The following is a 25,600-nucleotide window of genomic DNA, read 5'->3' on the forward strand; positions in this document are numbered from 1 at the left end:
ATTCCGCGGCCCCGCAGGCCGGGGGCGAGCTTGCGAACCCACGGTCCGGGCAGCAGAATGCTGGTCGAACTGTACGACATGTCGGCTGTGACCTCTACACTGAGGCCGGATCGCAGCTGGCCGAAGGGGGAATCTCGTCGATGAGCACTGTCCGCTTCCAGCGCCGTGCGCGCCGCGAGATGCCTCGAACACCCGGTGGCGAGGTCACGCTGCAGCCCCCGCCCGAAATCCCCCGGGTCACACCGGGAAACCTCGTCATGAAGCTCATGCCCGTCGTGATGGTGATCGGCATGGTCGGCATGATGGCGTTGCTGTTCACCCAGGGCGGCGGTATCGCCTCCAACCCGATGAGCATGATGTTCCCGCTCATGATGATGTTCTCGATGGTCGGCATGTTCGCCGGTCAGGGCGGAGGCAAGGGGCAGAAGGCCGCCGAGGCGAACGAGGATCGCAAGGATTACCTGCGTTACCTCGACCAGGTTCGTAAGGACGTCGACGAGACCGCAGCACAGCAGCGGGCTTCCGTCGAATGGAGCCACCCGGAGCCGGGACTGGTCTGGATGCTCGCAGGCACCAGCCGCATGTGGGAACGACGGGCGGGGGACAAGGACTTCTGCCACGCCCGCATCGGTCTCGGCGGGCAGCGCCTGGCCACCAGGCTGGTCGCCCCCGAGACCGGCCCGGTCGAGGAACTCGAGCCGATCGCCGCCGTCTCGCTGCGCCGCTTCGTGCGCGCCCATTCGACCGTGCCCGACCTGCCGACCGCCATCGCGGTCAAGGGCTTCGCCACCATCGCGCTGGACGGCGACCGGGCGCAGGCGCGCGACATGACCCGCGCGATGCTGGTGCAGCTGTGCATGTTCCAGGCGCCGGATCAAGTGCTCGTCGCGGTCGTCTGCGGACCGGACACCGCGCCGGAGTGGGAGTGGACCAAGTGGCTCCCGCACACCCAGCATCCCGACGCGCAGGACGGCATCGGCACCGAGCGCATGTTCTACGGTTCGATCCGGGAGGCCATGGCCGGGTTGCATCCGTTGCTCGGCAATCGGGTCAGGTACTCGCGCAACCAGCCGGCCAACGCGAACATGGTGCACATCGTCTTCGTGGTGGACGGCGGTCTGCTCGAGGCCGAAGACGATCAGCTGCGCGAGTCCGGCTACGAGGGCGTCACCATCATCGACCTGTGCGGATACGCGCCGCGCTTGGCGGTGTCGCGCGGCATCAAGATGATCGTCGAGAACGGCGAGTGCGTCGGCCGCGGCGCCACCGGCAATCAGGAGCGCTTCGCACTGATCGACCGGATCAGCCCCGAGCAGGCGCAGCAGGTGGCGCGCAGACTCGCGCCCTACCGTGCGGCCACGCAGCGCAGCAGCGACGTGGAAACCGACGACTCCGAGGTGATCTCGACCTGGAGCCAGCTGATGGGTCTCGGCGACATCGGCGCGTTCAACCCGGAGCACGCATGGCGACCGCGCTACGGACGGGAACGCCTGCGCGTGCCGTTCGGGGTGGGCGCCGACGGCCTTCCGGTGGAGCTGGACATCAAGGAGGCCGCCGAGAACGGCATGGGCCCGCACGGTCTGTGCATCGGCGCCACCGGTTCCGGTAAGTCGGAGTTCCTGCGCACCCTCGTGCTCAGCCTGCTGGCCACGCACTCACCCGACCAGTTGAACCTGGTGCTGGTCGACTTCAAAGGCGGCGCGACGTTCCTCGGCTTGGAGGGCGTTCCGCACGTCGCCGCCGTCATCACCAACCTGGAGGAAGAGGCCGACCTCGTCGACCGCATGAAGGACGCCCTGGCCGGTGAGATGAACCGCCGCCAGGAAGTGCTGCGGGCCGCGGGCAACTTCGCCAACGTCTCCGAGTACGAGAAGGCCAGGGCGGCCGGCGCCGACCTGGATCCGCTGCCCGCGCTGTTCGTGGTGCTCGACGAGTTCTCCGAACTGCTCACCCAACACCCGGATTTCGCGGAGCTGTTCGTCATGATCGGCCGCCTCGGCCGCTCGCTGCACGTACATCTGCTGCTCGCCTCGCAGCGCCTGGAAGAAGGCAAGCTCAAGGGCCTGGAGGCCCACCTGTCCTACCGCATCGGACTGAAGACGTTCTCCGCCAACGAGTCCCGTCAGGTGCTCGGTGTGCCGGATGCCTACAACCTGCCGAACAACCCCGGTGGCGGCTACCTGAAGGCGGACTCCGGCGAGATCCAGCGCTTCCAGGCTTCCTATGTCTCCGGCCAATATGTCGGCGGTGGCTCGCAGCGCGACATGGTCGTAGCCACGCAGTCCGGCGAGATCGACGTCAAGGCAAGGCCGTTCACCGCGACGCATGTCGACTTCCGCGCGGCGGACCGCGTTCCGCTGCCGCCCGAACCCAGCCTCGAGCCGGAGCAGGACGAGGACGGCGAGCAGCTGTCCAACCTGAACATGCTGGTCTCCCGGATCCGCGGCCACGGCCGCCCGGCGCACGAGATCTGGTTGCCGCCGCTGGACGAGGCGCCGACGCTCGACCAGCTCCTCCCGCGCTCCATCCTCACCGGCGAGTACTCCGCGGTGTCCACGCTGCGTGCCCCGATCGGCATCGTCGACCGGCCCTACGATCAGCGCCGCGACCCGATGGTCATCGACCTGTCCGGCGCCCGCGGCAATGTCGCCATCGTCGGCGGTCCGCAGTCCGGTAAATCGACGGCGCTGCGCACCCTCATCATGGCGATGTCGTTGACGCACACCGCCGAGCAGGTGCAGTTCTACTGCCTCGACTTCGGTGGCGGCACCATGTCGAGCCTGCAAGGGTTGCCGCACGTCGGCTCGGTCGCCAGCCGATTGGACGAGGACCAGGTCCGGCGCACCATCGCGGAGATGACCACCATCGTCCGGCAGCGCGAGGCGCGCTTCCGGCAACTCGGCATCGAATCGATGACGGACTTCCGCAGACTGCGCGCGATGGATCCGGCCAGTAGTCCGGGCGCCGCAGGCGCGCACGAGGATCCGTTCGGCGACGTGTTCCTGGTGATCGACGGCTTCAGCTCGATCCGCCAGGACTTCGAGATGCTCGAGCAGACCATCATGAACCTCGCCGTGCAGGGTCTGTCCTACGGCGTCCACGTGGTCATCGCGCTGAACCGCTGGGCGGAGGCGCGGCCCGCGCTGAAGGACCAGATCGGCACCAGGATCGAGCTGCGCCTCGGCGATCCGATGGACTCCGATCTGGGTCGCAAGTTCGCCTCGCTGGTCCCGCAAGGGCGGCCGGGCCGCGGTATGACCCCCGAGTGCCTGCACATGCTGACCGGCCTGCCCCGCATCGACGGCACCCCCGACCCGACCAACCTCACCCAGGCCGTCGCGGACGCGGTCGCCACCATCGCCGGGCTGACACCGGGCCGTCATGCCCCGCAGGTGCGCATGCTGCCCGAACAGCTTCCGCGCGAACAACTGCTGTACCTGGCCGGCGATTGGCCCTCGCAGGTCGACCCGAACGCGAAGTGCCTCCGAATCCCGTTCGGCATCAACGAATCCGAGCTGGCGCCGGTGTACATCGACTTCGCGGAGAGCCCGCACTTCATCATCATCGGTGACACCGAATCGGGGAAGACGACGCTGTTGCGCTCGCTGATCGAGGGCATCGCCGCGTCCAACACCCCCGACAAGGCCCGCTTCATTCTCGGCGATTACCGGCGCAGCATGCTCGGGCTCGTTCCGGAGGGGTACCTCGCGGGCTATGGTTCCACGGCGCCGCAGTTCACCCAGAACATGAACGACCTGGCCGCCTATGTCAGCAAGCGAACTCCTGGCTCGGATGTCACTCCGCAGCAGTTGCGGGATCGCTCGTGGTGGAGCGGGCCGGAACTGTACGTCATCATCGACGATTACGACTTGGTCGCCACCTCCGCGGGCAACCCGGTCCAGGCGCTGCTCGAGCACTTGCCCCACGCCAGGGACCTCGGCTTCCACGTGATCATCGCCCGGCGTTCGGGTGGTGCGAGCAGGGCGATGTTCGAGGCGACGCTGGCCAGGATGCGGGACCTGGGCTCGGCGGGCCTGATTCTGAGCTGCAGCAAGGATGAAGGCGTCCTGATGGGCACCAAGCGGCCGAGTCCGATGCCGCCGGGTCGAGGCACCTATGTAACCCGGAATATGGAGGGCCTGGTGCAGACGGCCTGGATGCCGTCGCCCTGATGTCCGAGGTCGAGCTCGTCGTCACGGAAGCGCGTATCTGGGCGCGCGGCGCCGACACGCACTGGGACATGCCGCCGTCGGTCGTTCTGGGCAGCAACGATTTCGACCTCGTGGTGGGGCAGCCGCTGACGCCGCCCACCCAGGTCGGTTCGGTGATCCAGTTCGTGCCCGCCGACGCCATCGCCCTGCCGCCACGTACGCCTTCGGTGGTGGACGCGATGGGTGCTGTCTTCGCGGGTCTGCTCGAGAATCTGCGTATCGCAGCCCCGTGTGCCCGGATGACATTGATCTGCCCCACCGATTGGGGCGCCGGCCGTCGCGACGTGCTCGACCAGGCGGCGCGCCGCTACGCCACGGACGTCGTATTCGAGGACATCGCGGTGCGTTCGGTCGCGTCCGACGAGGGCACCAGTCATAGCAGGCGAACCCTGGTACTGGAGTTCGGAATGCTGGGCACTACGGCCTCAGCGGTCATCCGCAGCCATCGCGGCGTGCATCTCGAATCCTGTGAATACGAGCCGACCCTCGCGTTGGCCGAAATCACCGCGGAATCAGCGGGATACGCCGGTTTGTGCAGCCTGATCTCTCGGTTGCTGGACAGCGGTCCGATCGATCTCGCGCAGGTGGTGGCTATCGCGGATCCCTCGAAACTCGACCTGCTCCGTGCCGCGATCGATCAGACCGCGGGCACCGCCGTCGAGCTACGTCCCGTCGCCGGTGCCGATCTCGTCCAGGGCCGTCGGGCCGAGCCGAACGACCGGCGCGAAGCGTCGACCGCCCCCACCGAGTGGATGCAATCGCTCCGGGAACGCGCCGCTGCCCAGCAGCCCCGACACGACACAGCGCGTTTCGCGACAGTCGCCGTCGCGGCCTTGGCGGTCGTCGCTCTGATCGTCGCCGGTGCGGTCATCTTGTCCGGTCGCCGAGGTGAAGAGACGGCAGCGGCGCCGGGCACGGGAGTGGCATCGCCGATCGCCGCGCCGCCGCCGATCGGCCCGCCGGATGAGGCGCCACCGGAAGCATTCGGCCGCCTTCGATTCCGCGTTCCGCCCGGCTGGCGCGTCACCCAATCGCCCGATACCGGACGTGCTCGTCTCGATTTGGTGCCCGAAGCCGGTGCTCGGCAGCGAATCACGCTGATGCAGGCACCGCTGACGGCGTCGTCCAGTTATGCGCAGGTCGCGGCGAAGCTGGAGACACAGATGGCTCAGCGGCCGCCGGGGGTACTGACCGACTTGCAGCGCGATGTCATGTTCGGTGGCCGTTCCGGCTTGGCCTACCTGGAACATCCGGGAGACGGATCAACCGTTCACTGGCATGTTCTGCTGGAGTTCGGGATTCAGATCAGCATCGGCTGCCAGTACGCGGGAGATGAGTGGGGGCAATTGGAGGCCCCATGCTCGCATTTCGGAGACACCGTCCGCGTCGTCCCGTGACCCGTGCGGCCGTGCCGTACTTCAGCGAATGTTGCTCTGTGCAGGATGATTCGAGCCCCCGGTACCAAAGTACCGGGGGCTCGAATCAGCCGAGACGGGATCTCAGAAGAGGCCCGCCAGCGCGGTGTCGGTGCCCTGCAGGTCGGAGTTTCCGCTGCTGACCATCTTGCCCGCGCTTTCCAGCGTGGTGTTGAGCTGCGTGACCTGTGTGTTCCACTGGGCCTGCAGCGAGGCGAACGCGTCGTTCGCGTCACCCTTCCAGTAGTTCGTCACGAAGTCGGTGACCTGCTTGTGGAAATCCTCGAGCATGGTCATGACGCTGCGCGCCTCGGCCACGATGGCCTGGGCGCCCGCCTCGACCTCGCCGAAGTTGGAGGCAATCCGACCGGGATCGTTCGCTACCATGTGGAGCTCCTTGTTGTCTGTGGTACGGCTATCGGATCAGGGAAGGTCCAGGCTGGAGGCCTGCGCGGCCACCTGCTGGGCGAACTGCTGGTCCTGATCGGCGAACTTCCGTCCAGCGTGGGCGAGCTTGTCCGACGTCTGATCCAGCTGGTCGTTCAGCTTCCGCGCCTGGGCGAAGTAGCTGTCCATGAAGGTGTCGAACGCCTGACGCGCCGCACCGCTCCAGGTGGCGGTGGTCTGATCCGACTTGCTGTTCAGTGCGGTGATCGCGGTCTGCAGATCCTGGTGCCGCTGCCGGCAGTTGTCCACAAACTTCGAGATCGCCTCTTCACTCGCTTCGAGCTGTCCTGCCATTTCGGCTCCTTTCGGTTCCCGTCTCGGCCAACGGCGGAAGCCTCAGTTGGCCTGTACATCTGGTTGGACGCGGTGTGGCTCTGATCGGTTCCATCCGACTCGAAATAATTCGGCATCGCCCCACGGGATCAGGGCCCTGCGCCCTTCGGCCCGGCTCTTCCGTGATTTCGGCGGCCGCGTACGGGCCTGCTCGGAAGACCACGACGCAATCCGGGTCCGCATGACTTGTAACGCCAGCGCTCGGCTCCCCTCCTTCCCCCTGCTCGCTGCTGTAATGATCGGCGAGTGGGCTGGCTGCGGTACACCTTACCGAACGCCTAAGTTCGCCGCTACCAGCAGAATGGCGAAAACCAGTGGTCCCGGAATTCGAAAAGCCTACGAAGCCTTCGCTTCAGCGAAGGTGACCGAATCACTTCACGCGATTGCGCAGCACCGGTACCAGACGGTCGAGCAGGGTCTGTTCGGAGGATTCGCTCCAATTGCGGACCGCGGCGACGGCCGCGGGATCGTCCAGCGGAATCACCGTGGCGCGCGTGCCCGCCACTTGGTAGGGCAGCCCGAGCAGTCCACCGCCACCGGCCTTTTCGTCGCTGCGCACGGCCAGCACGTAGCCGTCCGCCGCGGCCTCCAGCCTGGTGGAGCCGGTCAGTTCCCGAGGCGATGCCTCGTCGCCCTGACGTGCGTAGTTGAGGTTGTAGACGAATCCGAGATCCTCCAGGAATTTCGCCTGCGGGGTGCCACCCAGAAAGATCGAGACCTGCGAGCCGCGTGGCACGTCCACCATCGTGATCGTCTTGCCCCGGAACACCGGATTGTCCGCCCGCGCCCGGTCCAGCGGCGCCAGGGCGGCCGTGCTGCTCGGCGTGGCGGCCGCGGACGCGGGGCCGGACTCGTCCCGGTTCAGCGCCCAGATGCCGATTCCCGCGGCGAGGGCGACGGTCACGATGCCGGCGGCCACGGCGAGCAGCCAGTTCTTGCGCGGGGGCGCAGCGGTCACCTGACCGGAGACAGCGACTCGGGGATCGGTCCCCGGCCGCGGATCGAGGACCTGGACCGGATAAGTGGGGGAAGTGTTGGTTGCGACGGGGTTGTAGCCGGGAGTGAGAGCGCTCGCGGCGGCGTCGGTGAATTCGCGGCAGCTGTGGAATCGTTCGGCCGGGTTCTTCGCCATTGCTCGGGCGAAGACATGGTCGATGGCCTGCGGAAGGCCGGGATTGACCGCGGTGGCCAGCGGCGGGGGCTCGTGGAGATGGCCCATCATCACTAGCGCGGGTTGCGTTCCCGGGTAGGGATTACGTCCGGTGAGCAGTTTGAAGAACGAGCACGCGAGGCTGTACACATCGGCGCGGTGGTCGAGCGGGCTGCCGGTGAGCTGCTCGGGCGGGGCGTAGGCGATGGTGGCGACGAAACTGCCGGTCTGGGTGAGTTCGGTGGTGTCGTCATTGGATTTGGCGACGCCGAAATCCGTGAGCAGGACGCGTTCTTCTTCACCGTCGGTGGGGGAGGAAAGCAGGAAATTCGCCGGTTTGACATCACGGTGCAGCAGGCCCTTGCGGTGCGCGTAATCGAGCCCTTTACCGACCTCGGTCGTAATACGCAGGGCGCGTAGCGGATTCATCGCGTGCGGATCACGGGCCAGTTCGGCGGCGGCATCGGTGCCGTCCACGTATTGCATGGCGATCCACAACTGGCCGTGTTCCTCACCGCGGTTGTAGACCGAGACGATGTTCGGATGGTCGAGCCCGGCGGCGAGATTGGCTTCGCGTTCGAAACGGGTGCGGAACTCGTAGTCGCGGCTGAGTTCGCCACCGAGCACCTTCAGCGCGTCGGTTCTGGGCAGGCTGGGATGTTTGGCCAGATACACCGTGCCCATGCCGCCCGCGCCGAGCACCCGCAGGACGCGGTACCCGCCGACGATGGTCCCGGGGCTCATCGGCATCTTCACGATCTCCTGACTCCACGCGGGCCGCTGGCGTTCGCCCCGCAGCATACTCGACCCGATGTGCGACGAAAATGCGGCATTATCGGCTGTTCGCGAAAACGGAATATTGCGCGGCAGCGCGCTGCTGAGCGTCCAGCAGTTGATTCGCCGCGACGAATCCGACGTATTCTTTGTACGCGACGACGCAGGTGAATCGCCGGTCGTCGAATAGTCCGGACCGGTTCTCCACACATGCCGAATCGGGCAGATGCGGCGGCGGATCGGCCGGACGGGCAACCACCGTGGGCGTGATACGTTCCGTGACAACCCGCCGCGCCGTCTCCGCATCGGCGGTGCGGATCACCAATGTGTCGCCGTTGGCCGCAAATTTCTCGGCGCCCATCGCTGTGAAACGTTGTTTCGCGTAATCGAGGTCTCCGGTGTATTGCATGATTCCGCGCAGACCGAACAGCGCGTTCGAATCGTCGTAGCTCGGAGACTGGACCTTGGACGGATTCAGGGTGCGGCTCAGCAGATGGTCGGGGTCCCAGGGCAACCGCAGCATCTCTTCTTCGGTCAGCGGAGGGAGCTGGTCGAGCAGGGGCAGCTGAACGTCGTACGCCTTCTCCGCCAGCGCGACGAGGGCGGCGCGGTCGGGAGCGTTCGCCGAAAGGAGGAACGCCACAACGTAGGAGCCGTGCGCGAGCATCGTGCGCAGGAAAGGCGAGCCGGGACGCCAGTGCGCTCGCGCCTGTGGCTGCCGCGGCAGTGTGACCGGCTCGTTCTGCTCGCGGTAGGCGCCGAAATCGGCGTCGTAGAACTCGGTCGCGGCCTGCCGGGCGCGCTCCGGGTCGGGGAACTGCATGACGATCGTGCCGACCGTCGTGGAATTGGGCCGGGGCTTGGACGGCCATCCCGACGCGATCAGGCTGATGTCCTGATCCGAGCCGTTGGTGTGGAACCCGAACATCATCCGGTTGCGTTCCGCGATCGGCCGCAGGTCTGCCGGGTTCCCGAGTTCGCCGGGCAGCGTCCCTTTGCTGATGCTGGAGGGCGTCCAGCTGTACTTCATCCTGGGGTCGATGTCGTAGGCCGACGCGACGTGGTCGGCCAGCCGCATCGCGGCAACCTTGTTCATGTCGATGAACAGCGGCTGGTAGTCGTCGTCGTGCGCGTTCGGCGGCTCGGTGGGGTAGTTGCCGGTGTCGAGATTGCGAATGTCGATTTCACCCGGCTGCGCGGTCCCCGGCATCGTCGAACCACAGCCGGTGAGGATCGCGGCGGTCACCGTGCACGCGAGCACGGCGACGGCGGTGCGGAATTTCGTCATTTGGCATTCACCAACAATGCGTACTGGGCGGAGATGCGTTGTTGCGCGTCGAGCAGCTGATGCGACCACGCGAACGCCGTGTAGCGGTCGTAGGCCACCGAGCAGTAGAACCGGACGACCACCGTCTTGTTGCCGATGTATTCCTTGCAGTGCGCGGCGGGCAGGCCTTTCGGCGACTCGGCGGCGCGGAATTTCTTCGACAGCCCGCCGCGCTGCTCGCGCAACTGGACGGCGGCGTCGGCGTCGCGCGTGCGGAACAGATCGGTCCCGTCGGTGGCGTACCGATCGACCCCCGCGGCTTCGATGATCCTGCGGTCCTCGGCCGAATCGATGGTGAAGTGCAGGGCGCCTGCGCCGGTGTACGCGCCCGGCGGGTCGATCCAGGAGTCTTCCCGGGGTCGCGGCAGAGCCCGGTTGAGCATGCCGTCCATATCGATCGGCGCTGTCATCAGCTGATCGACGGGGGTCGGAGTGAATTTGCCGATCGCCGGGACGACGGTGTCGAGGCTCTTCTCGACCAGGCTGAGCAGCGGCGGAAGGTCGACCTTCTCCAGGAAGATCTTCACGTAGTCGAAGACCCAGGTGTAGACGACGAATTTGCCGGTGGCGAACCACGACCCGATCGACTGTTCGTGCGGCTGCCAATGCGCGTGCGCGGCGGGGTACTTCGGGATCTGCACCGGCGTGTTCCGGTTGTTCGCCTCGAAGTCGACGCGTTCCAAAGCCGCTGCTGCGGCGGCCGCCTTCTGCTCGTCCGGGAAGATCAGCACGGCGTTGACCAGGTCGGTGCCGCGGTTGTCCGGCGCGCTGCCCGCGCTGCTGAGGAACCCGGCGACGAAATCCGGTGCGGCCTCCGCGAAGCGGGAGACTTGCATGATGCGGCCGAGTGAACCCTTCGGATCGATGAACACCTTGGCGATGGACGGATTCGCGGAGACGAACGCCGGGTCGATATCCGACGACAGCGGGACGAAATTCGCCAGCCGCTCCGCCTCGATCATGCGCGCCTGCTCGGGATTCTTCGCCGTAGCGAGCGCACGCGGCGTCGTCGGGTAATTGCCCACGTCGAGCTGAGCCAGATCGACGGGCTGCGCGGGCCGCTCCGTCGCGGCCTCGGAGCCATCGCACGCGCCGCCGCCCAAGGCGACGGCGCCGGCCAGCACCAGGGCACAGGCGGTTCGAATCGGTCTGGACATAGCGCCGTGCTGCACTCTTCCCTCCCCTGACTGCGGTAGTTGCGCCGGATCCTACGTGGGCCGACCCGTGGCCCGGGATCGCGAAGGCGCCGGGCGCCTACCGCTGCTCATCTCAAAAACTGTTCGCCAACAGCGCGTACTCCGCGGCGACCTTCTGTCGTACGTCCGGTTCCTTATCACTGGTGACGACTCCGATGTACCGCTTGTACGCGACGTAGCAGCGGTACTTGTATTCCCGGTCCGGGTCACCCTTGCTGTTGAGCTGTAGGCACTTGGCACCGGGGACGTCCTTGGGAGCGCCGAGGGTGTCGTAGTGCGCGCCTTCGCTTTCCAGCAGGCCGGTGACCAGCTTCTGGGCCGCGGCCGCGTCGCGGGTGCGTGCGACGTAGCTGTCGTCGACGAGGCCGATGTGGTCCACGCCCGCGTCCTCGATCAGGCGCAGGTGTACCGACTCGTCGTCGGCGCGGTGCACCGTGTGGTATCCGCCGTAGACGGCGAAGGTCGCCGGGTCGGGCGCGCGGTTCTTGCGGTCGGCTACCGCGACGCGGGCGAGCAGGTCGTCCGGGTCGGCCTTCAGGGTGTCGAGTTTGCTCACCGGCGTCGCGGTGAACTGGTCCAGCTGCGCGACCTGGGCGGCCAGCGTTTTGTCGACCCACTTCACCAGGTCGTCGCCATCCGCGACGGGACGCTGGATGAACAAGGAGATGACGAATTCCTTGTGCGCCATGAAGGCACCGACGTTCGGGACGCCCGGCCGCCAGTGGATGTAGGCGTCGGCATACTTCGACGACGTCAGTTTGCGGTTGTCCGGCGAGACGGCGATGTCGACATCCTCGAGCTCGCGGGCGGCGAGTTCGGCGGCGGCCTCGTCGGGAAAACGGAACAGGGCGTTGGTGACCGCGGTGGCTTCCGGCGCCGGATTGGTCTGGCCTGCCGGATCGGGGCGGTCGGCGCCGCTGGCCGCGTATCCGACGACCAGTTTGCGGTTGTCGAAGACCGGCCTGGACACCTTGGCCACGAAGCCCAATGCCTGCTCGGCATCCGCGACGACGGTGCTGCCGCGACCGAACTTCAGCACGGGGTCGATGCGCACGGTGGGGACCACGGCGGCCGACATCCGCATGCCCTCCAGCAGTGCGCCTTTGCCGCCCGCATCCTGGCTGTACTCGTGCTTGTCGACGGGATAGATGCCGACTTCCAGCGTGCGTACGTCGATCTCGCCCGGGGTCGGCGTCCCCTGCACGCCAGAGCAACCGGCCAGCATCCCTGCCAGTGCCAGACATGACGCGGTGAGCGCGATGCGTTGCGTCCGAACCATCTCAGGCCCCTCGTTCCTCCCGTTGCTGACACTGAAGTTACCCGACGGACGCCGGGGAGGGGGACCGATGGCCTTCGTATCGCAATACCCTTTATCGGTACCCTTGTCGGTGTGACGACGACCCCGAACCACACCTCCGGCGGAGGCCGATACCGGTGAAGGATCGGCAGGTCGAGGTCGTCGTAGGCAGCCACGCCGTGGCCCGGGTCGCGGGCGCGGTGGTCGTGGTCGCGCACCGCAAGCCGGGCAGGCCGACCCAGGACTCGCCCGCCGTCGTCGCCCTCGAGTCACTGGCCGAACTGGTGCGCGACGCGACCGATCGGGAGCCGGGCGGCCCCGGCGCCCTGGTGGCGCGGCAGGCGACGCGCTGGCTGATGAAGCACGCCGAGCGGATCAGCCCGGGTGAGCCGATCGACTTCGGCATCCTCTCCGCGGCCGAGAACGGGGGCGTGGCGATCTTCCTGCACGGCGCGATCACCGCCGTACTGGCCGGCGACGGCGTGCTCGAGCGATATCGCGGCAGCGACGCGGCCTTCACGGTGGATCGGGTCGCGGCGGTCCCGGCGCGGGCCGCGGCCTTGTTCGTCGACGACGGGAAGGGCCGCATCCCGGACCTGCCGCCCGAGCCCGGCATCGGCAGGTTGGTCGAGGGCATCGCCCAGGCGGGTGGCGCGATCGTCTGGTCGGACGGTCCCCGCGCGGGGATCTCCGGTAACGGCAGCGAGTCCCAGTCCGCGGGCACGCATCGCCGCCCGGAGACATCGTCGCTGCCCACGGCGCGCGTCGAACACGAGCCGCCCGCCGAAACCGGACGGCGGGAGCGGCCCGAGCCGCAACCGCAGCCGGTGGCCGGGCGCCCGCGGTATCCGACCGCGCCGTCGACCGCGATGCTCGACGCGGAGACCGAGCAGACGCCGATCGACCCACACCACGCGCCCACCCAGGTGGGCGGCACCAATCCCGCGCCGCGGCCCGACCCGGAACTACAGCGCAGGCTGGAGGCGACCGCGAAGGCCACCGCGCTGACCGTCAAGGTGATGGGGTTCAAATGCGCGCGTGCGCATCCCAGCGATCCGCGAGCGGCGTTCTGCACCGTCTGCGGGATGCCGGTCGACCAGACCCAGGCGCTGATCGAGGTGGTCCGTCCGCCGCTGGGCATGCTGATCCTCGACGACGGCATGACCTACATGCTCGCCGCCGACGCGGTAGTCGGTCGCGATCCGGAGCGTTCCCCCGCGGCGGAGAGCGGACTCGTGCCGCTGCGCGTCGACGACGCCTCCGGTGGCATGTCCAGGGCCCACGCCGAAATCCGCCTGGTGAACTGGGATGTCACGGTGGTGGATTGTGGTTCGACCAACGGCACCCGCACCCGCCTGCCGGGCTACCGCGACTGGGTGCGCTTGGCGCCGCACCAGTCGATGGTCCTCGTACCGGGCACCGAGATCATGCTCGGCAACCGCGTGCTGCGCTTCGAACTGGCCGCGCCGCCGCCGTTCGGCCGCTGAGCCCAGACTACGAATAGCGCGCTGCGCAGACGCTCTCGCCGCTCAGGACTCCGGCGCGGAAGGCCTCGACGCGCGAGAAACCACTGGGCACGGTTCTGCCTTGGGCGTCACTCGCGGCCAAGCCGTCGGTGAGCAGACCCGAGACCGCCTCGTCCAGATCGCCGGTGGCGAGTTTGATGTCACCCTGACTGATCGGCCGCCCGGATTCGGCGAGCTTGCCGGTGACCACTCCGGACAGGCAGGCCGCGCGCAGTCCGGTCTTGGCGCCGACCAGGCTCTCGCCACGGCTCTGCTGGACGGCCAGGGTGTAGCGGGAGATGAATACGACGTAGCCGTTGTAGTCACCGCTCACCTTGAGCGGCAGGGGGTCGTCTTCACCGGAATTCGACGTTCCCCGCTCGGCGAGGCCGGGAATGTCGGTGGCGATCGTGTTCTTCGCCGGGCAATACGACACCGGTTCGGTGACCGCACCATCGCGGCAGTCGATCTCGGCCCGGGAGTAGTCGTAGGTCGGCTCCTCGTCGATCGGCAGGATGGCTTGGAGCGCCTTGGTGAGTTCGATCAGCGTCTCCTTCGTGATCGGGAACTCACCGTGCCCTTGGTCGTCGCTGAAACTCTGCGGCAGATTCGCGCGGCGCTGGTCGATCTCGTCCTGATCGATGCCCTTGCATCCCTTGGGGCCGTCGGTGAAACCGATCTGCACCGCGGTGACGCGTTCGAAGGCCGAACCGTGCACGCTCTCCGGATCGTCGGGGTCGGAGTCGCGGATGGCGACGGTGGCCGCGAGCACCGAGTTGAGGCCGTCGGAGGTGTTGATCGTGAAATGCCTCGCCTTACCTTGGGCGACGTGCCGCATGAACGCGCCCGCGAAGCAGTCCGCCTGCTGCTCCTTCACGATCACCGGATCCTTCGGGCCGACGATCTTGGCCATGGTCTGCACCGCGTGCCCGTACTCGTGCGCGAGCACCATCACCACGGACATCTTCCCGAAGGCCTCCTCCATGGTGGGAAGCAGCACCGACCGATCCCAGCCGATGGAATTGTCCAGGCGGCAGTAGGCGGCGTTCACCAAGCGGTAGGTGGTCTCCTTGCAGAACTCGACCGCCTCGCTGCGCCCGGACTTCGCGCTCCAGGACAGCAGCTTGTCCACCGGCTTGAACTCGCCTTGGAACTCCTTGCCGAACTCGCCGCGCCAAAAGGTCTGGATGTCATCGATGGCGTTGAGCGCCAGCGTATCCATGAGCCCGCCGTCGCCGTTCGTCGCGGTGAGTGTGCTGTCCGGGACGCCGGTGCGCGGGCCGCTCGGGCCGCTCGTGGTGGGCAGTCCGGCGACCTTGAACGGGTCGTCGTAGATGGAGACGGCCCGGCCGTCGACCACTCGGACACAGCCCCCGACCAGCGCCAGAATACTGAGCAGCGCCGCGACAAGCACGGTCGCACGGACTCTCGGCAAGGCTCCCCCTCGTCGGCCGCTATACGTTCACATCGGTCGCCGGATCGGGGCAATTGGCGCATCGGGGGCACCGCCGATGTCCGGGTGATGGAATAGTATCCGCTGCATGTCTTCACCGGGGGCGCAGACCATCACCGTGCGCCATGATGGAAACGAACGAGTATTCGATTCGAGCCAGCAGGTCACGATGGGCCGTGCGCCGGAGGTGACGCTGTTCGTCGACAGCCCGCTCGTTTCGCGTGTGCACGCGACGCTGGCCTGGCAGGGCAGCGCCTGGGTGTTGACCGACAACAAGAGCACCAACGGGGTGTTCGTGGACGCGCGCAGGCTGACCCAGCCCGTGTCGATCGACCGTCCCACGCAGGTCCGGCTGGGTGACGCGATCAGCGGCCCGCTGCTGCATCTGCTGCCGGCGAACCCGCAACCACCGCAACGGCCCTCGGCGCGCCCGCCGCAACCGGCGCAGGCGTCGCAGCCGGGACCGCCGCCGCACGCGGTCCGGCGGCCCGCGCAGCAATTCCAGCGTCCGAGCTATCCGCCACCGCAGGACGCGCCGTCGCCCGCGCTGAACGTCAACATGACGACCAGGGCGGACACCTCGAACATGCCGCCGGTCCGGGCGAGGGCGAGCACGGCGCCGATCGCCCGCCCCGACCGCATTCCTCCGAGCGGTCTCGGCATCGGTCGCACCACCGACAACCAGATCGTCGTCAACGATCCGCTGGCCTCGCGCAAGCACGCCCGCCTGGTCGCCTCCGCGGAGGGCCTGACCATCGAGGACCTCGGCTCGGCGAACGGCACGTTCGTCAACGGGCACCGCCAGGAGCGCGCGGTGCTGCGCGAGCGGGACATCATCACCATCGGCAACATCGACTTCGTCGTCCAGCAGGGCGCGCTGGTGCACCGGCAGAAGCCGGTCGCCGAGCAGGGCCTGGCGGTGCACGGGGTCGGTTTCACCGTCGAGGGCAACAAGCAACTGCTCGTCGATGTGAACATGTCGGCCAGCCGCGGGACGCTCACCGCGCTGATCGGCCCGTCCGGCGCGGGTAAGTCGACGCTGTCGCGCCTGATCGCGGGCACTACCCAGCCGTCGGGCGGCGTGGTCACGTTCGAGGGGCGCAATCTGCACGCCGAGTACGAGGCGCTGCGTTCCCGCATCGGGATGGTGCCGCAGGACGACGTGCTGCACCGCCAGCTCACGGTGCGCCAAGCGCTCGGGTTCGCGGCCGAGTTGCGGTTGCCGAGGGACAACAGCAAGCAGGACCGGCAGAAGGTCATCGACGGTGTCCTGCAAGAGCTTTCGCTCACCGAGCACGCCGACACCAGGGTCGACCGCCTGTCCGGCGGCCAGCGCAAGCGCGCCTCGGTGGCGCTGGAACTGCTGACCGGTCCGTCGCTGCTCATCCTGGACGAACCGACCTCGGGCCTGGACCCGGCGTTGGACCGGCAGGTCATGGTGATGCTGCGCGAACTGGCCGACGCGGGTCGCGTGGTGATCGTGGTCACCCACTCGGTGGCGCACCTGGACATGTGCGACCAGGTGCTGCTGCTCGCCCCCGGAGGCAAGACCGCCTACTGCGGCAACCCCGCTGGCGTCGGCGCGGCGCTCGGTACCAGCGACTGGGCGGAGATCTTCGCCAACGTCGCGGCCAACCCGGATCAGGCGTTCGCGGCCTATCGCTCCCGCCAGGCGTTCGCGCCGCCACCGCCGCCGCCCGCGCAGCCGTACGGTCCCGCGGGCAGTCCGCCGCAGTCCAGCCGCGGCAAGCAGTTCTCGACACTGGCGCGTCGTCAGGTCCGGTTGATCCTGGCCGACCGCGGTTATCTGACGTTCCTGGTGATCCTGCCGTTCATCCTCGGCGGGCTCTCGCTGGTGGTGCCGGGAAAGAACGGTTTCCAGCGCGGCGCGCTGAAAGCGCTACCCGATGGCACATTCGTGCCAGAGGGCGGCAGTGAGACGCAGCAGCTGCTGGTGGTTCTGATCCTGGGCGCCTGCTTCATGGGTTCCACGCTCACCGTGCGCGACCTGGTCGGCGAGCGGACGATCTTCCACCGCGAACGCGCGGTCGGGCTGCTGCCCTCGGCGTACCTGATGGCGAAGATCGCCGTGTTCAGCCTGACCGCGCTGCTGCAGTCGGCGGTGCTGGTCGGCATCGTGCTGGCGGGAAAGAAGCGGCCGGGCGAAGGGGCGGTGCTGGCGTCCGGCAGCGCGGAGCTCTACATAGATATCGCGCTGACCGCGATCTGCTGCGTGGTCGTCGGCCTGCTGCTCTCGTCGCTGGCGAAGTCGAACGAGCAGGTGATGCCGCTGCTGGTGGTCGCCATCATGTGCCAGCTGGTGATGGCGGGCGGGCTGATCCCGGTCACCGGACGGGTCGTGCTCGAGCAGGTGTCCTGGCTGTTCCCGGCTCGGTGGGGATACGCCAGCGGTGCGTCGACGGTGAACATCCGCGAACTGTTCCTGAACGCGCAACCCGACACGCTCTGGCAGCACAAGCCGGAGATCTGGGCGCTGGACGTCGGCGTGCTGCTGCTGATCACCCTGGTGCTGGCGGTCATGACGTGGCGCCGGTTGCGACTGAAGAAGTCGTCGGCGTGAAGCGGTTCGAACGCGACGCGAGCGCCCCGGTACGCGAAAGCGGCGCCGGACGGCATCGGACGGCACCGACGAGCATCTCGGCGGCGAACCGGGCACACTTATGCCTGTGACGGTGCGAGTAGGGGCAGTGCATCTCGGCTGGGATGTGGTGTCCGTGGCCGCGGGTGGTGGTGGCGTTCCCATCCGCCCGGTGCAAGTGGAAGGTATGTGGACGCCGCCGGCATATCTGCTGGCGGATTCGTCGGGCCGGTTGCACACGGCGGGCGTGGAACGCAACAGGCCCGATCTCGGGATGGCGATCGCCGACGTGCGCGACATCCTCGGACATCCGCAGATCGTGGTCGCGGGCGCCACCTGGCCCGCCGAGTTGGTCTTCCGTGCGCGCATGTACAACCCGCTCGCCGAGATCGGCAAGCACTTGCGCGGTAAACCGGACCTGGTGGCGTTGCCTTTCCCGGACAGCTGGCCGGACGAGAAGGTCGAGGTCTACGCCTCGATGGTGGAACAGCTCGACGTCGTCGTCGAGCCGTTGCCGGAGAGCGTCGCGCTGTCCGGCTACGTCCGCGCGCTCGGACTGGTGCACCCGCCCGACCGGTCCAGGCCGAACGGCATCGGCGCGACGGGCGTGTACTCCGACGGCCGCAGCATGCTGGTGGTGGCGGTGCACGGCGACGACGAGCAGCCCACCGAATCGGTCGACGTTCCGGTGGACGCGGAGGCCATGCGCGACGCCCGCTCGGCGGACGACGTCGTGATCGAGGTGATGGCGGCCGCACGTTCGATCGGCGCGGACACCTCGACGGTGCTGCTGTCGGGCAACGTGCGCTTCAACGACGCGCTGCGGCTGGCCTTCCAGAACCATCTCGGGCACCGCCTGCAGGTGGCCGACCATCCGATGCACGCGCTCGTCCTCGGCGCGGCGCACCTGTTGGTGAGCGATACGGAGGCGGGTGAGCCGGAACCCGCGAGCGGGCACGCCGAATCCGCGCCCGCCCCGCAGCGCCCCGTCGAGTACCCGTCGCAGGCCACGGCCCCGCCGCAACCGGCGGACGCGGGACAGCGGCCGAGCAGGCCGGTGCCCGGCGTCCAGTACGGGCCCGGATATCCGACCCAGCCCGACGAGGCGACGACCAGGATCGGACCCGACGAAGCGCCGCGCGGTCTCCCGCCGAACCTCGCCGAGCTGGGCAGCCGTTTCACCCGGCCGCCGAGCGCGTCCGAGGATCAGCAGGCCGGTGGCGGACCCGCGGGGCCGCCGCCCGGCGGGCCGGTGGCGCCCCTCGGCCCACGGCCGCCCTATCCGGGCGCACCGGAGCAGTCGCAGTACCCCGGCGGCCAGGGACCATGGCAGGACCAGGGCGCGGAGTCCGACGCCGAGGACCGGCACCGCAAGGGCAAGCTGTGGAACAAGATGAAGGGCAACCTGTTCGGGGCCAATACCGTGGTCGGGGCGGTGGCGCTGGCCGTGGTCGCGCTTCCGTCCGGGAATCATCGGGTGGAGCTGACCGCGGAGTCGGTCGTCCTGGACACGGGTTCGGTCGTGTCGGAGAAGATGGCCGCGGCCGATCCGGTCGCCTGTGCGACCGCCCCCTACGCGATCACCAAGCCGCGACCGGGGGTCACCAACGCTCGCGGGGACCAGCGGGAAGTGCGGGAAAGCGGCGCCGAGTGCGGACGGCCCGACGTCGACACCCTGCGCTACCTGATCCCCGGACCGCCCGGCGCCATGGACTTCGGCCCGCCGATCGAGACCTGAGGCGATTTCTTCCCGCGATACCCCACTGGTATCGTGGCTCGTCGGCGTGTGGAACGTCCGGTCGACTCCTGATGAATCGCCCGAACGTCCGCCGAGTCCCGGGTCTCCACCGGCCGCCGGGAACACCTCGACCACACGCTGGGCCGGCAACACCGACGACAGACAGGGAAGCACTGTGCCTACGTACAGCCCCAAGGCGGGTGACGTGACCCGTAAGTGGTACGTCATCGACGCCACTGACGTAGTGCTCGGCCGTCTCGCCGTCCAGGCAGCGAATCTGCTGCGTGGCAAGACGAAGCCGACCTACGCCCCGCACGTCGATGGTGGCGATTTCGTCATCATCATCAACGCCGACAAGGTTGCCATCAGCGGCAACAAGCGGCAGGACAAGCTGATCCACCACCACTCCGGGCACCCGGGCGGCCTCAAGTCGCGGACCGTCGGTCAGGTGTTGGAGACGCGTCCCGATCGGCTCGTGGAGAAGGCCGTCAAGGGCATGATCCCGAAGAACAAGCTCGGCAACGCGATCGCGGGCAAGCTCAAGGTCTACGCGGGCCCGACGCACCCGCATGCCGCCCAGCAGCCCATTCCGTTCGAGATCAAGCAGGTGGCCCAGTGACCGCTCCCGAGGAATTCAACGAGGACTTCGTCGAGGAATTCGACGCTGCCGAAGCCGTCGAGGACGGCGCGGGCTACGAGGACTCCGAGGACTCGGCGTCCTACGCTCCGGTCGTGATCGACCGCCCGGTGCAGACCGTCGGCCGCCGCAAGGAAGCCGTCGTGCGCGTGCGCCTGCTCCCCGGCTCCGGCAACTTCGTGCTCAACGGCCGCACCATCGAGGACTACTTCCCGAACAAGGTGCACCAGCAGCTGGTCAAGTCGCCGCTGGTGACCGTCGAGCGCACCGAGTCCTTCGACGTGCACGCCCGCCTGGTCGGCGGCGGCCCGTCCGGCCAGGCAGGCGCTCTGCGGCTGGCCATCGCCCGCGCGCTGATCGAGGTCACCCCCGAGGATCGTCCCGCCCTCAAGCGGGCCGGCTTCCTGACCCGTGACCCGCGTGCAACCGAGCGCAAGAAGTACGGTCTGAAGAAGGCGCGTAAGGCGCCGCAGTACTCGAAGCGCTGATATCGGCATCGTCGATCTTCCGCGTCCGGCGCCCCCGCGGTGCCGGACGCGGTACGGTCGTCGCGGCAGCTGTACGAGAGCAGGCTCCCAGCGAACAGCTGGTCGCCTGCTCTCGCGCTGTATGAACACGCGGCGTTCGCGGGGCCTTCGTGGTGCACAGGCCGGTGCCTCCCAGGTCGACGCCTACGCCACAGATCATCAATGAGGGGCGAGGTATGGGACGGTTGTTCGGCACCGACGGAGTCCGCGGGCTTGCCAACGAGTCACTGAGTCCGGAGCTGGCGCTGCGCGTTTCCGGCGCGGCCGCGCAGATCCTGAGCCGGGGCAAGATGCGGGCGCTCGCGGTGGTCGGCCGCGATCCGCGGGCCAGCGGGGAAATGCTCGAGGCCGCCGTGACCGCGGGTCTGACCGCGGCGGGCGTGGACGTGCTCGCGGTGGGGGTGCTGCCGACGCCGGCCGTCGCCTACCTCACCGGTTTGTACGACGCGTGTCTCGGCGTGATGATCTCCGCCTCGCACAACCCGATGCCCGACAACGGGATCAAGATCTTCGCCGCAGGTGGGCACAAACTCGACGACGCGATCGAGGACCGGATCGAGGCGCTGATGGCCGCGCAGACGCCGTTCCGCCCGACCGGCGCGGGCATCGGACGGGTGCGCAACGCGGCGGGCGCGCGTGATCAAGGGCTCAGCATCCCGGACCAGTACAGCCTCGCGGGCACCCACGAACGCTACGTGGAACACCTGGTGGAGGCGACCGGCCAGGACCTGTCCGGACTGACCGTCGTGGTCGACTGCGCGCACGGCGCGGCCGCGGAAGTCGGACCCGCCGCCTACCGCGAGGCCGGGGCGACGGTGATCGCCATCAACGCCGAGCCCGACGGGCTGAACATCAACGACGGCTGCGGCTCGACTCATCTCGACCAGGTGCGGGCCGCGGTGGTGGAGCACGGCGCCGATCTCGGTCTCGCGCACGACGGCGACGCCGACCGCTGCCTGGCCGTCGACGCCTACGGCAATGTGGTCGACGGCGACGCGATCCTGGCGATCCTCGCCCTGGCCATGCACGACGCGGGCGAGCTGGCCGAAAACACCCTGGTCGCCACCGTGATGAGCAATCTCGGGCTGCACATCGCCATGCGCGCGGCCGGAATCACCGTGCGCACCACCGCCGTCGGCGACCGTTATGTGCTCGAGGAATTGCGGCGCGGCGGTTTCACCCTGGGCGGCGAGCAGTCGGGGCACGTGGTGTTCCCCCGATACGGCACCACCGGCGACGGCATCCTCACCGGCCTGCGCCTGATGGCGCGGATGGCGCAATCCCAGCGCACCCTGGCCGACCTGGCGAGCGTGCTGCAGACCGTGCCGCAGATCCTGGTGAACGTGCCGGTCAGCGACAAATCCGTGGTCGCACGCGCACCCGAGATCCGGGAAGCGGTGCTGGAAGCGGAGCGCGTGCTGGGCGACTCCGGGCGAGTACTGCTGCGCCCCAGCGGCACCGAGGAACTGGTGCGCGTGATGGTAGAGGCCACCGACCCCGGCCAAGCACGCCAGCTCGCTGACGACCTCGCCAAGCGGGTTGCGGCTGTGTAGTTTGGCCGCGACTTCGTCGCGGCGTGTTCGCGGCCCCCTTATGGCTCGCGTTCGCGCGACCGCCGCTTGCTCCTTCGTCGCGGACGCGACGGCCACGCGAACGCGAGCCGGGCCGCGAACGGCGCATGCTCGGTCTCGCTTCGCTCGGAACTGGGAGTGGGGGTGCGCTGGGCGCGTCGGGGCGTGAACTCTGGACATCGTGCACGCGGCTCACGGTGGTCGGTGGTCGTCCTGATGACCGGCGCTCAGTCGCGGACGTGGCGGTCGCGTGAACGCGAGTCGGGCCGCGATCGGGGCATGCTCGGTTTCGCTTCGCTCGGAACCGGGAGTGGGGGTGCGCTGGGCGCGTAAAGGCGCGAGCCCTGGATATCGTGCACGCGGCTCGCGGTGGTCGGTGGTCGTGCTGTGAACCCGGGATCAGTCGTGGACGTGGCGGTCGCGCGCCGGGCCGTGAACGGCGCCCGATTGTTTCGCTCGCTCAAAACCTGTGGTTGAGCCGGTGTGGTCGTCGCACGAGCCGAAGACGATGACCGGCGCGGTTCGGTGGATGCTGCGTCGCGCCGAGACGCGCTCGTGGTCAGACCGTCTCGGTGAGTGTGCCCGCGGTCATGTGCCAGCGGCGGGTCGCGCGGACGGTGTCCAGCATGCGGCGGTCGTGGGTGACGAGTATCAGTGTGCCGGTGAAGGATTCGACGGCCTGCTCCAGCTGCTCGATGGCGGGGAGGTCCAGGTGGTTGGTCGGCTCGTCCAGCACGAGCAGGTTCACCCCGCGGGCTTGGAGCAGGGCGAGGGCGGCGCGGGTGCGTTCGCCGGGGGAGAGGGTGTCGCACGGGCGCAGCACGTGCGGGCCGCGCAGGCCGAATTTCGCCAGCAGCGTGCGTGCCTCCGCCTCCGGCAGTTCCGGCAGCTCGGTGCCGAACGTGTCGGCCAGCGCGGTGGTTCCGCGAAACAGCCCGCGCGCTTGGTCCACCTCGCCGATCTCCACGCCGGAACCCAGGCTCGCGGTCCCGCTGTCCGGCCGGAGCTTTCCCAGCAACAGCGCCAGCAAGGTGGACTTCCCGGAGCCGTTCGCCCCGGTGAGAACGATGCGATCCGCCCAGTCGACCTGGGTGGTGATCGGGCCGAGCGTGAAGTCGCCGCGGGTGACCTTCGCCCCGGACAGCGTCGCAACCACCGAGCCGCTGCGCGGGGCGGCGGCGATGCTCATGCGCAGGTCCCACTCCTTGCGCGGTTCCTCCACCACATCGAGTCGTTCGATGCGGCGCTGGGTCTGCCTGGCCTTGGCGGCCTGTTTCTCGGTGGATTCGGCCCGCATCTTGCGGCCCGCCTTGTCCGAGTCCATCTTCCTGGGGTCGCGCGCCTTGCGGCGTGCGTTGCGGACGCCGTGCTCGAGCCAGTTGCGCTGCATCTGCGCGCGGGACTCCAAGCCCGCTTTGGTGTCGGCGTACTCCTCGTAGGCCTCGCGCGCGTGCTGCCGGGCGATCTCGCGCTCCATCAGATACGACTCGTAACCGCCGTCGTACAACCCGACCTGCTGCTGGGCGAGATCCAGCTCGACGACGCGATTCACGGTGCGCGCCAGGAACTCGCGGTCGTGACTGATCACCATCAGCGGGACCCGCACGCCCCCGACGAACTGCTCCAGCCGGGCCAGGCCGTCCAGGTCCAGGTCGTTGGTCGGCTCGTCCAGCAGCAGGATGTCGAAGCGCGACAGCAGCACCGAGGCCAGGCCGGCGCGGGCCGCCTGGCCACCGGACAGCCCGGTCATCGGCGTGTCCAGGCCGCCGGGCAGGCTTTCGGCGAGACCGAGATCGGCGGCGACCTCGTGGGCGCGCTGGTCCAGGTCGGCTCCGCCGAGGGCAAGCCAGCGTTCCAGCGCGGGGGAGTACTCGTCCGGCCCGCCGTCGGCGAGGCGCTCGGCCGCGGCGTCCATCACCCGCTGTGCCTCGCCGACTCCGGTTCGGCGGGCGAGGAATTCCAGAACGGTCTCGCCGGGGATCCGCTGCGCCTCCTGGGCCAGGTAACCGACCGTCGCGTCCGGGGGACTGAGCGTGATGCTGCCGGTCGGCGCGCGCCGGTCGGCGAGCATGCGCAGCAGCGTCGACTTGCCCGCGCCGTTCACGCCGACCAGCCCGATCACGTCGCCCGGCGCGAGGGTCAGATCGAGGTCGGCGAACAGCGTGCGCTCGCCGTGACCGGCCGACAGGCCGCGGGCATGCAGAGTGGTGCTCACCAGCACGAGTCTGCCGTGCTCGGGGTCGGACCCTGAGGTCGGCCCCGGGAGAAATCAGGGTGGGAATCGGCCGCGGGGCCGATGGCGGGGCCCGCGGTGGCGGGCACAGTGGAGGTCGTAGCGATCACCGCACGAGAGGGAAGACCAATGACCGCCCCCACCCGCCGTTTCGCCCGCTCCGCCCACGACAAGTGGATCGCAGGCGTCTGCGGTGGCATCGCCGAGTACCTCGGCTGGAACGCCAACGTCGTCCGGCTGCTGTTCGTGGTGTCGTGCCTGCTGCCCGGCCCACAGTTCATCCTCTACCTGGTGCTGTGGCTGCTGATGCCGAAGAAGTGACCCAGGGGGCTGCGTCGAGCGCGCGAGGGTGTCAGGATGGAACGATGCCGCTTGTGCGGCACGCGCCACCGAACGAGTCCTGCTGAGGAGGAATCATGATCACCTCGAGCGAATTCCCCGGTCTTGATATACCCGGCATCGACGCGTCCTCGTCGCTCGGCGGACTGGGCGCCATCGAATTGCAGCATCCGACCCAGGACATCGATGGCGACGGCAGTCTCGACACCATCACCACGACCGGTGACGAGGCGATGCAGGTCTGGACCGACTACGACCACGACGGCTTCGCCGACCACGTCACCGTGGTGGAGAAGGACGGCGACTACGCCGCATGGGAATTCCACCGCCACCCGGACGGCACCTCCGAGTGGGTTCGCACCGACCGGGGCAGAATCGGCAGCTGACCATCTCCGCGTAAGCGGAATTCGGGGGAACCGAGTGTCTGCGTATTGCGTCGAAGGAAGTACGGCGGGACTCGGTGCGAACGAGATTCGCACCGGCGCAAGGACACTACGAGGACGGAGGGGATTCGTGGGCGGGTCGGAAATGGTCGGCGTCCGCACGGGGGAACTCGGTGCGCTGGGCAGTGACTATCGGAGATCGGCGGACGCGGTCCGCGACCAGGCGAAGCGAGTCGCCGATCACCGGTTCGGCGCCGGTGACGAGGCGGGCCGGAACTATGCGCCGCAGGGCATCGCGGTGCAGCAAGGACTGGAACGGATCAGCGCGTGGCTGCGGAACTGGAGCGACGCCACCACCGCCACCGCTGACGCGCTCGGGGCAGCCGTGGTGGCCTACGCCGAGACCGACCGGCAGCGCGCCTCCGAGACGAACAACACATGAGACCGCCGAATGACACGTGCTCG

General features: G+C 68.4%; 19 protein-coding genes. 11 read left to right on the forward strand and 8 right to left on the reverse strand.

The genetic code is table 11. The annotated features are described in order from the left end of the window. Window positions 1–140 precede the first annotated feature (140 nt). The gene (eccCa, locus tag ACGF7Y_RS17775; protein WP_393234895.1) at window positions 141–4,172 is read left to right on the forward strand and encodes a type VII secretion protein EccCa; all 4,032 of its coding nucleotides are present in this window, start codon (window positions 141–143) and stop codon (window positions 4,170–4,172) included. After that, window positions 4,172–5,608 carry a type VII secretion-associated protein gene (locus tag ACGF7Y_RS17780; protein WP_393234898.1) on the forward strand — a complete coding sequence of 479 codons (1,437 nt, stop codon included), beginning with the start codon at window positions 4,172–4,174 and terminating at the stop codon, window positions 5,606–5,608. The genes eccCa and ACGF7Y_RS17780 overlap by 1 nt, the downstream gene beginning before the upstream one ends. A gap of 102 nt (window positions 5,609–5,710) precedes the next feature. Here the strand turns inward: ACGF7Y_RS17780 and ACGF7Y_RS17785 are convergent, their stop codons facing one another. The 6 genes from ACGF7Y_RS17785 to ACGF7Y_RS17810 all read right to left on the reverse strand — a co-directional run bounded on the left by ACGF7Y_RS17785 (window position 5,711) and on the right by ACGF7Y_RS17810 (window position 12,132). Next, window positions 5,711–6,013, reverse strand: a complete 303-nt coding sequence (locus ACGF7Y_RS17785; protein WP_062973176.1) for a WXG100 family type VII secretion target — start codon at window positions 6,011–6,013, stop codon at window positions 5,711–5,713. 36 nt (window positions 6,014–6,049) lie between these two features. Continuing rightward, window positions 6,050–6,367, reverse strand: coding sequence for a WXG100 family type VII secretion target (locus ACGF7Y_RS17790; protein ID WP_039795679.1), 318 nt, complete (start codon window positions 6,365–6,367; stop codon window positions 6,050–6,052). A gap of 409 nt (window positions 6,368–6,776) precedes the next feature. Beyond that, window positions 6,777–8,306, reverse strand: a complete 1,530-nt coding sequence (locus tag ACGF7Y_RS17795) for a protein kinase (RefSeq protein ID WP_393234902.1) — start codon at window positions 8,304–8,306, stop codon at window positions 6,777–6,779. 82 nt (window positions 8,307–8,388) lie between these two features. After that, the gene (locus ACGF7Y_RS17800; protein WP_393234905.1) at window positions 8,389–9,618 is read right to left on the reverse strand and encodes a hypothetical protein; all 1,230 of its coding nucleotides are present in this window, start codon (window positions 9,616–9,618) and stop codon (window positions 8,389–8,391) included. Next, the gene (locus ACGF7Y_RS17805; protein WP_393234907.1) at window positions 9,615–10,814 is read right to left on the reverse strand and encodes a hypothetical protein; all 1,200 of its coding nucleotides are present in this window, start codon (window positions 10,812–10,814) and stop codon (window positions 9,615–9,617) included. The genes ACGF7Y_RS17800 and ACGF7Y_RS17805 overlap by 4 nt, the downstream gene beginning before the upstream one ends. Before the next feature lie 112 nt (window positions 10,815–10,926). Beyond that, window positions 10,927–12,132, reverse strand: a complete 1,206-nt coding sequence (locus ACGF7Y_RS17810) for a hypothetical protein (RefSeq protein ID WP_393234910.1) — start codon at window positions 12,130–12,132, stop codon at window positions 10,927–10,929. Window positions 12,133–12,287: 155 nt separating this feature from the next. Between ACGF7Y_RS17810 and ACGF7Y_RS17815 the strand changes: the two genes are divergently transcribed. Then, window positions 12,288–13,637: an FHA domain-containing protein gene (locus ACGF7Y_RS17815; RefSeq protein ID WP_393234913.1), complete on the forward strand. Its 1,350-nt coding sequence runs from the start codon at window positions 12,288–12,290 to the stop codon at window positions 13,635–13,637. A gap of 7 nt (window positions 13,638–13,644) precedes the next feature. Here ACGF7Y_RS17815 and ACGF7Y_RS17820 read toward each other — a convergent pair whose 3' ends face one another. Next, the gene (locus ACGF7Y_RS17820; protein ID WP_393234915.1) at window positions 13,645–15,090 is read right to left on the reverse strand and encodes a metallopeptidase; all 1,446 of its coding nucleotides are present in this window, start codon (window positions 15,088–15,090) and stop codon (window positions 13,645–13,647) included. Window positions 15,091–15,196: 106 nt separating this feature from the next. Between ACGF7Y_RS17820 and ACGF7Y_RS17825 the strand changes: the two genes are divergently transcribed. The 5 genes from ACGF7Y_RS17825 to glmM all read left to right on the forward strand — a co-directional run bounded on the left by ACGF7Y_RS17825 (window position 15,197) and on the right by glmM (window position 22,162). Beyond that, complete coding sequence (locus ACGF7Y_RS17825; RefSeq protein ID WP_393234918.1) at window positions 15,197–17,689, forward strand: FHA domain-containing protein; 2,493 nt, start codon at window positions 15,197–15,199, stop codon at window positions 17,687–17,689. A 100-nt stretch (window positions 17,690–17,789) separates the two neighbouring features. Beyond that, complete coding sequence (locus ACGF7Y_RS17830; protein ID WP_393234920.1) at window positions 17,790–19,445, forward strand: hypothetical protein; 1,656 nt, start codon at window positions 17,790–17,792, stop codon at window positions 19,443–19,445. A gap of 175 nt (window positions 19,446–19,620) precedes the next feature. Further along, entirely contained in the window at window positions 19,621–20,064 is a 444-nt protein-coding gene (gene rplM / locus ACGF7Y_RS17835; protein ID WP_040864934.1) for a 50S ribosomal protein L13, read from the forward strand. Further along, window positions 20,061–20,570, forward strand: coding sequence for a 30S ribosomal protein S9 (gene rpsI, locus ACGF7Y_RS17840; protein ID WP_062973192.1), 510 nt, complete (start codon window positions 20,061–20,063; stop codon window positions 20,568–20,570). The genes rplM and rpsI overlap by 4 nt, the downstream gene beginning before the upstream one ends. A 215-nt stretch (window positions 20,571–20,785) precedes the next feature. Further along, window positions 20,786–22,162: a phosphoglucosamine mutase gene (glmM, locus tag ACGF7Y_RS17845; protein WP_357124335.1), complete on the forward strand. Its 1,377-nt coding sequence runs from the start codon at window positions 20,786–20,788 to the stop codon at window positions 22,160–22,162. A gap of 577 nt (window positions 22,163–22,739) precedes the next feature. Here glmM and ACGF7Y_RS17850 read toward each other — a convergent pair. Continuing rightward, on the reverse strand, window positions 22,740–24,395 hold the full coding sequence (locus ACGF7Y_RS17850) for an ABC-F family ATP-binding cassette domain-containing protein (RefSeq protein ID WP_393234925.1): 1,656 nt from the start codon (window positions 24,393–24,395) through the stop codon (window positions 22,740–22,742). Between the two features lie 147 nt (window positions 24,396–24,542). Here ACGF7Y_RS17850 and ACGF7Y_RS17855 point away from each other — a divergent pair, with 147 nt between their 5' ends. From ACGF7Y_RS17855 to ACGF7Y_RS17865, 3 genes are all read left to right on the forward strand, one after another. After that, window positions 24,543–24,734: a PspC domain-containing protein gene (locus tag ACGF7Y_RS17855; RefSeq protein WP_393234928.1), complete on the forward strand. Its 192-nt coding sequence runs from the start codon at window positions 24,543–24,545 to the stop codon at window positions 24,732–24,734. 95 nt (window positions 24,735–24,829) lie between these two features. Then, window positions 24,830–25,138, forward strand: a complete 309-nt coding sequence (locus ACGF7Y_RS17860) for a DUF6802 family protein (protein ID WP_063051496.1) — start codon at window positions 24,830–24,832, stop codon at window positions 25,136–25,138. Between the two features lie 127 nt (window positions 25,139–25,265). After that, window positions 25,266–25,577, forward strand: a complete 312-nt coding sequence (locus tag ACGF7Y_RS17865) for a hypothetical protein (protein WP_357044825.1) — start codon at window positions 25,266–25,268, stop codon at window positions 25,575–25,577. Window positions 25,578–25,600 lie beyond the last annotated feature (23 nt).

It is taken from the genome of Nocardia sp. NPDC047654 (assembly GCF_043205035.1).
In the GTDB taxonomy this organism is placed as follows: domain Bacteria; phylum Actinomycetota; class Actinomycetes; order Mycobacteriales; family Mycobacteriaceae; genus Nocardia.